The sequence below is a fragment of the Streptococcus pseudopneumoniae genome (genome assembly GCF_001076775.1).
Classification (GTDB): domain Bacteria; phylum Bacillota; class Bacilli; order Lactobacillales; family Streptococcaceae; genus Streptococcus; species Streptococcus pseudopneumoniae_G.
In genome coordinates this window covers 27,838-34,312 of the sequence record NZ_JVGV01000023.1, presented here as the reverse complement: position 1 = coordinate 34,312, position 6,475 = coordinate 27,838, and the positions used below count along the sequence as shown (strand labels likewise).

Sequence of the window (6,475 nt, the reverse complement as noted above, 5' to 3'; positions counted from 1 at the left end):
CGAACAACCTAAGAAAGATATCCCAGGTTACCGCTTCGTAGAGACTAAGAAACTTCCAAATGGTGATGTAGAACATGTCTACGAAAAAGTAACACCACCAGCTCCAACACCTTCACCTGTTCCTCAACCAAATCCAGGCAACCAAAATATTACAACTTGGACAGATGAAAATGGTAATCCAGTGAAACCATCTGAGCCAGGTTCTAAGGAGCCAGGAACAATTCCAGGTTATGAATATGTGAAGACTGTGACGGATCCGAATGGAAGTATCAGACATATCTTCAGAAAAGTTCAAACTCCAACCCCAGTTGAACCAAGTCAACCAGTTGAGCCAGCAACTCCAGCAATGCCTGAACAGCCAGCTAAACCTCAAGTACCGGCTACTCCAGCACAACCAACAGCAGTCAAAGAAGCTGAAGGTAAGCGTGAATTGCCAAATACTGGTACAGAAGACAATGCTAGCCTAGCAGCACTTGGACTTCTCGGAGTATTGAGTGGATTTGGATTTGTAGCTCGCAAGAAGAAAGAAGACTAAGCTTTCTAATTAATATGATTTGTTTGCAATGAACATATCTGTTTAAACCTGATGAATCATTCGATTCATCAGGTTTTTTCGGCTCTTTGTCAACTGTATGCGTTTGATTATAGTTCATCAAAAACTAGATTAGAATTGTTAGATAATATCATTTTATGTTATAATGAAGAAAAAACAGAGGTGTTCAAATGTCAGAAGCAGGTCATAAGTTTTTAGCAAAATTGGGGAAAAAACGCTTACGTCCAGGTGGAAAACGTGCCACAGATTGGTTAATTGCAGAAGGAGGGTTTTCAAAAGAAAAGAGAATACTAGAGGTTGCGTGTAATAGGGGAACTACAGCAATTGAGTTGGCACAGCGTTTTGGTTGTAAGATAACTGCTGTTGATATGGATGCTCAAGCTTTAGAAGTGGCTAAAAAATCTGCTGAAACGGCAGGTGTTGCTCATTTGATCAGGTTTGAAAGAGCAAATGCAATGAAACTTCCTTATGAAGATGCTAGTTTTGATATTGTTATAAATGAAGCTATGCTGACTATGCAAGCCGATCAAGCTAAGAAAAAATGTGTAATAGAATATCTAAGGGTATTAAAACCTGGAGGTCTTCTCTTGACACATGATGTGCTTCTTAAGGAAGCTAAAGAGTCTGTCAGACAGGAATTGTCACAAGCAATTCATGTAAATGTAGGTCCTTTAACTCAAGATGGTTGGGAACAGGTAATGATAGAATCAGGTTATCGTGATGTGAAAGTATTGACTGGTGAAATGACATTAATGAAATTATCAGGTATGATTTATGACGAAGGTTGGCTAGGAACTTTGAAAATTTGTGTAAATGCTTGTAAAAAGGAGAATAGAAAGCAGTTTTTAACTATGTATAAAATGTTCGCTAAGAATAAAAAGAAATTGGGATTTATTGCTATGGCTAGTTATAAATCGTCAAATCGTTAGATAATTATTGAAGTTAACTTTTCCTTTTTTCTTTCTTAAAAAATATGCTATAATAGAGAGTAAAAACTTTGAAAGAAAGAAAAAGATGAATTTAAAAGATTACATTGCAACAATTGAAAATTATCCAAAGGAAGGCATCACCTTCCGTGATATCAGTCCTTTGATGGCTGATGGGAATGCTTATAGCTACGCTGTTCGTGAAATCGTTCAGTATGCTACTGACAAGAAAATTGATATGATCGTAGGGCCTGAAGCTCGTGGTTTTATCGTGGGTTGTCCAGTGGCCTTCGAGTTAGGAATTGGCTTTGCACCTGTTCGTAAACCAGGTAAATTGCCACGCGAAGTCATTTCTGCTGACTATGAAAAAGAGTACGGTGTTGATACCTTGACCATGCATGCGGATGCCATCAAGCCAGGTCAACGTGTTCTTATCGTAGATGACCTCTTGGCAACAGGTGGAACTGTTAAGGCAACCATCGAGATGATTGAAAAACTTGGTGGTGTTGTAGCAGGTTGTGCCTTCCTTGTTGAATTGGATGAATTGAACGGCCGTGAAAAAATCGGTGACTACGATTACAAGGTTCTTATGCATTATTAATGAAAAACAGTCCCTAGGGCTGTTTTCTCTACATTAGGATATAAAAATAGACTATAGCTAGTTAGAGAAAAACTATAATTGAAAACTATATCTTCTTGCAGTATAATAAAAGGACTAAGTGTTTGAGATTTGGCTTCAAACATATGCAATGATTCCTGAAAGAGTACAGTTAGGAGAGGGTTATGCCGATTCGAATTGATAAAAAATTGCCAGCTGTTGAGATTTTACGGACAGAGAACATCTTTGTCATGGATGATCAACGTGCGGCTCACCAAGACATCCGTCCCTTGAAGATTTTAATTTTAAATCTCATGCCACAGAAAATGGTCACAGAAACCCAGTTGTTGCGTCATTTGGCCAATACGCCCTTGCAACTGGATATCGATTTTCTCTATATGGAGAGCCACCGTTCTAAAACAACTCGTTCAGAGCACATGGAGACTTTTTATAAAACTTTTCCTGAAGTCAAGGATGAGTATTTTGATGGGATGATTATCACGGGTGCTCCAGTTGAGCATTTACCATTTGAGGAAGTGGATTACTGGGAGGAATTCAGTCAGGTTCTTGAGTGGTCCAAGACCCATGTCTATTCGACCCTTCATATTTGTTGGGGTGCTCAGGCGGGACTCTATCTGCGTTATGGGGTTGAAAAATACCAGATGGACAGTAAGTTATCGGGTATCTATCCTCAGGATACTTTAAAAGAAGGGCACCTTCTCTTTAGAGGCTTTGACGATAGCTATGTATCCCCTCATTCTCGTCACACGGAGATTTCTAAGGAAGAGGTCTTAAACAAAACCAATCTCGAGATTTTATCAGAGGGACCTCAGGTTGGGGTTTCGATTTTGGCTAGTCGTGATTTACGAGAAATTTATAGTTTTGGGCATTTGGAATATGACCGTGATACCTTGGCAAAAGAGTATTTTAGAGATCGTGACGCAGGTTTAGATCCACATATTCCAGAAAATTACTTTAAGGATGATGATGTCAACCAGACACCTTGTCTTTGTTGGTCTTCATCAGCAGCCCTTTTTTTCAGTAACTGGGTAAACTATGCGGTCTATCAGGAGACGCCTTTTGACTGGAGAAAGATAGAAGATGATGCATCTGCATTTGGGTATTTATAAGAGGAATTATGACATATTTAGACGCTTTTAAATCAGGGAACTTGGTTTTACCGAGTGCCCTGCTCTTGCATTTCAAGGAACTCTTTCCTTCCAGTGATGATTTTCTAGTCTGGCAATTTTTCTATTTGCAAAATACGACAGGTTTGGATGAAATGTCGCCAAGCCAGATTGCTGAAAGGATTGGCAAGGAAATTTCGGATGTCAATCAGGCTATTTCCAATCTAACGGAGAGGGGACTGCTCCAGTATCGAACCATCGAATTAAATGGCGAAATCGAATTGCTTTTTGATGCCAGTTTGGCTTTGGAACGTTTGGATAATTTGCTTGGAGCTGCTCATTCAAGTTCAGACCAGTTGACACCTCAAAACCAGCTCAAGGATTTGGTGGAAACCTTCCAGCAGGAGTTGGGACGCTTGTTGACTCCTTTTGAGATTGAGGATTTAACCAAGACACTAAAGGAAGATGGCACCAGTGCTGACTTGATTAAGGAAGCTCTTCGTGAAGCTGTTTTGAATGGAAAACCAAACTGGAAGTACATTCAGGCGATTTTGAGAAACTGGCGCCATGAAGGTATCAAAAGTGTGGCTCAAATCGAGGCTAAGCGGGTAGAAAGAGAAGCAAGCAATCCTCAGTTGACACAGGTATCGGCAGATTTCCGAAATGCCATGGATCTCTGGAAGGATTAATCCATGTAAGCAGGCTTGAAATCCGAGTAAGATTTGCAAGCTGTGTCTAATTGTGATAAAATAAATAGAAAATAAATTGAAAAAAGAGGTATGTGAAATGTCACGTAAACCATTTATCGCTGGTAACTGGAAAATGAACAAAAATCCAGAAGAAGCTAAAGCATTTGTTGAAGCAGTTGCATCAAAACTTCCTTCATCAGATCTTGTTGAAGCAGGTATCGCAGCTCCAGCTCTTGATTTGACAACTGTTCTTGCTGTTGCTAAAGGTTCAAACCTTAAAGTTGCTGCTCAAAACTGCTACTTTGAAAATGCAGGTGCTTTCACTGGTGAAACTAGCCCACAAGTTTTGAAAGAAATCGGTACTGACTACGTTGTTATCGGTCACTCAGAACGCCGTGACTACTTCCATGAAACTGACGAAGATATCAACAAAAAAGCAAAAGCAATCTTTGCAAACGGCATGCTTCCAATTATCTGTTGTGGTGAGTCACTTGAAACTTACGAAGCTGGTAAAGCTGCTGAGTTTGTAGGTGCTCAAGTATCTGCTGCATTGGCTGGATTGACTGCTGAACAAGTTGCTGCTTCAGTTATCGCTTACGAGCCAATCTGGGCTATCGGTACTGGTAAATCAGCTTCACAAGACGACGCACAAAAAATGTGTAAAGTTGTTCGTGACGTTGTAGCTGCTGACTTTGGTCAAGCAGTTGCAGACAAAGTTCGTGTTCAATACGGTGGTTCTGTTAAACCTGAAAACGTTGCTTCATACATGGCTTGCCCAGACGTTGACGGTGCCCTTGTAGGTGGTGCGTCACTTGAAGCAGAAAGCTTCTTGGCTTTGCTTGACTTTGTAAAATAATCAGTAGCAAAAGCTAGGTGGAACAGCATTCAGATGTCTGTTCCATTTTTTATAGGAGAGGAAAGATTGAAAACAAAGATTGGAAAAATTGGATTAGCAAGTATCTGTTTGCTCGGCTTGGCAGTTAGTCATGTAGCTGCAAATGAAACTGAAGTAGCAAAAACTTCGCAGGATGCAACGACAGTTTCAAGTAGTTCAGAGCAAAATCAGTCTTCTAATAAAACTCAAACGAGCGCAGGAGTAAAGACCACTGCTTCTGCCCACTGGGATGGGGATTATTATGTAAAGGCTGATGGTTCCAAAGCAAAGAGTGAGTGGATTTTTGATAACTACTATAAGGCTTGGTTTTATATTAAGTCAGACGGTCGTTATGCTCAAAATGAGTGGCAGGGCAATTACTACCTAAAATCAGGTGGTTATATGGCTAAGAATGAATGGGTTTATGATAACGCCTATAAGAATTGGTTTTACCTGAAGTCTGATGGTTCTTATGCTAACCAGGAATGGCATTCTGTTGGAGGTAAATGGTACTATTTTAAAAAATGGGGCTATTTAGCTAAAAGTCAATGGCAGGGAAGTTATTTCCTAAATGGTCAAGGTGCCATGATGCAAAATGAATGGCTCTATGATCCAGCCTATTCGTCTTACTTCTATCTTAAGTCCGATGGTTCTTATGCAAATCAAGAGTGGCAAAAGATTGATGGCAAGTGGTATTATTTCAAGAAGTGGGGATACATGGCTCAAGATGAGTGGCATGGAAACTATTATTTGACAGGAAGTGGTGCTATGGCGACTGGTGAATTAGTCATGGATGATGCTCGCTATATTTTTTCTGACTCAGGTGAGTTAAAAGAAAAGAAAGACTTGAATGTTGGCTGGGTTCACCGAAATGGCAGACGTTATTTCTTTAACCATCGTGAAGAACAAGTTGGGACTGATCAAGTTAAAAAGGTCATCGATGTCAGTGAACACAATGGTCGTATCAGTGACTGGAAAAAAGTCATCGATGATAATGGAGTAGATGGAGTCATTGTTCGTTTGGGATACAGTGGAACTGAGGACAAGGAATTGGCTCATAATATCAAGGAGTTAAACCGGCTTGGAATTCCTTACGGTGTTTACCTTTATACTTATGCTGAAAATGAGACCGATGCTGAGAATGATGCTAAGCAGACTATTGAACTCTTGAAGAAATACAAGATGAACTTGTCTTATCCAATCTACTATGATGTTGAAAATTGGGAGTATTTAAATAAGACCAAGAAAGCTCCGACCGACACAGCTACTTGGGTTAAAATTATCAATAAATATATGGAAACCATGAAGCATGCTGGTTACCAAAACGTGAAAGTTTATAGCTATCGTCAACTTTTGCAAACTCGTTTGAATCATCCTGATATTTTACAACATGTAAACTGGGTTGCAGCTTATACGGATGCGCTTGATTGGAATAATCCTCATTATTCAGGAGAAAAAGGATGGCAATATACTTCATCTGACTCTCTTAAAGGGATTCGAGGACGTGTGGATGTTAGCGTCTGGTATTAAGATGTAAAACTGAGAAAAGAGTGTACATTTGTATGCTCTTTTCTTTATTTTATCTCTGTTAAGAGAGATTGAAAGTGACTGGGTTTCATTCTAAAAAATTCTTAAATTATCAGTCTATTGCAACTTTTCTCATGTGAGTCATTTGGCTTGCTATTGGTTTTCCTTAGTAGTATACTAA

The 6,475-nt window shown here is 39.6% G+C and carries 7 protein-coding genes; all 7 read left to right on the top strand.

The features are described 5' to 3' along the window. The coding region (locus tag ADJ60_RS07120; RefSeq protein WP_080983359.1) for an LPXTG cell wall anchor domain-containing protein at positions 1 to 535 on the top strand (535 nt) is incomplete at its 5' end. A gap of 188 nt (positions 536 to 723) precedes the next feature. Then, on the top strand, positions 724 to 1,482 hold the full coding sequence (locus ADJ60_RS07115) for a class I SAM-dependent methyltransferase (RefSeq protein WP_049544344.1): 759 nt from the start codon (positions 724 to 726) through the stop codon (positions 1,480 to 1,482). Positions 1,483 to 1,567: 85 nt separating this feature from the next. Beyond that, positions 1,568 to 2,080 carry an adenine phosphoribosyltransferase gene (locus tag ADJ60_RS07110; RefSeq protein WP_001049318.1) on the top strand — a complete coding sequence of 171 codons (513 nt, stop codon included), beginning with the start codon at positions 1,568 to 1,570 and terminating at the stop codon, positions 2,078 to 2,080. 182 nt (positions 2,081 to 2,262) lie between these two features. Beyond that, complete coding sequence (gene metA, locus ADJ60_RS07105; protein WP_049544343.1) at positions 2,263 to 3,207, top strand: homoserine O-acetyltransferase MetA; 945 nt, start codon at positions 2,263 to 2,265, stop codon at positions 3,205 to 3,207. A gap of 8 nt (positions 3,208 to 3,215) precedes the next feature. Continuing rightward, positions 3,216 to 3,893, top strand: coding sequence for a DnaD domain-containing protein (locus ADJ60_RS07100; protein ID WP_049544341.1), 678 nt, complete (start codon positions 3,216 to 3,218; stop codon positions 3,891 to 3,893). Positions 3,894 to 3,990: 97 nt separating this feature from the next. Next, complete coding sequence (gene tpiA, locus ADJ60_RS07095) at positions 3,991 to 4,749, top strand: triose-phosphate isomerase (RefSeq protein ID WP_049544339.1); 759 nt, start codon at positions 3,991 to 3,993, stop codon at positions 4,747 to 4,749. A 33-nt stretch (positions 4,750 to 4,782) separates the two neighbouring features. Next, the gene (gene lytC, locus ADJ60_RS07090; protein ID WP_080983358.1) at positions 4,783 to 6,297 is read left to right on the top strand and encodes a choline binding-anchored murein hydrolase LytC; all 1,515 of its coding nucleotides are present in this window, start codon (positions 4,783 to 4,785) and stop codon (positions 6,295 to 6,297) included. The last annotated feature ends 178 nt before the right edge of the window (positions 6,298 to 6,475 follow it).

Bases quoted from the DNA above. Each gene is read 5' to 3' on its own strand.
- ADJ60_RS07110 (WP_001049318.1), top strand. From the start codon at position 1,568: ATGAATTTAAAAGATTACATTGCAACAATTGAAAATTATCCAAAGGAA.
- ADJ60_RS07100 (WP_049544341.1), top strand. From the start codon at position 3,216: ATGACATATTTAGACGCTTTTAAATCAGGGAACTTGGTTTTACCGAGT.
- lytC (WP_080983358.1), top strand. From the start codon at position 4,783: ATGTCTGTTCCATTTTTTATAGGAGAGGAAAGATTGAAAACAAAGATT.
- metA (WP_049544343.1), top strand. From the start codon at position 2,263: ATGCCGATTCGAATTGATAAAAAATTGCCAGCTGTTGAGATTTTACGG.
- tpiA (WP_049544339.1), top strand. From the start codon at position 3,991: ATGTCACGTAAACCATTTATCGCTGGTAACTGGAAAATGAACAAAAAT.
- ADJ60_RS07115 (WP_049544344.1), top strand. From the start codon at position 724: ATGTCAGAAGCAGGTCATAAGTTTTTAGCAAAATTGGGGAAAAAACGC.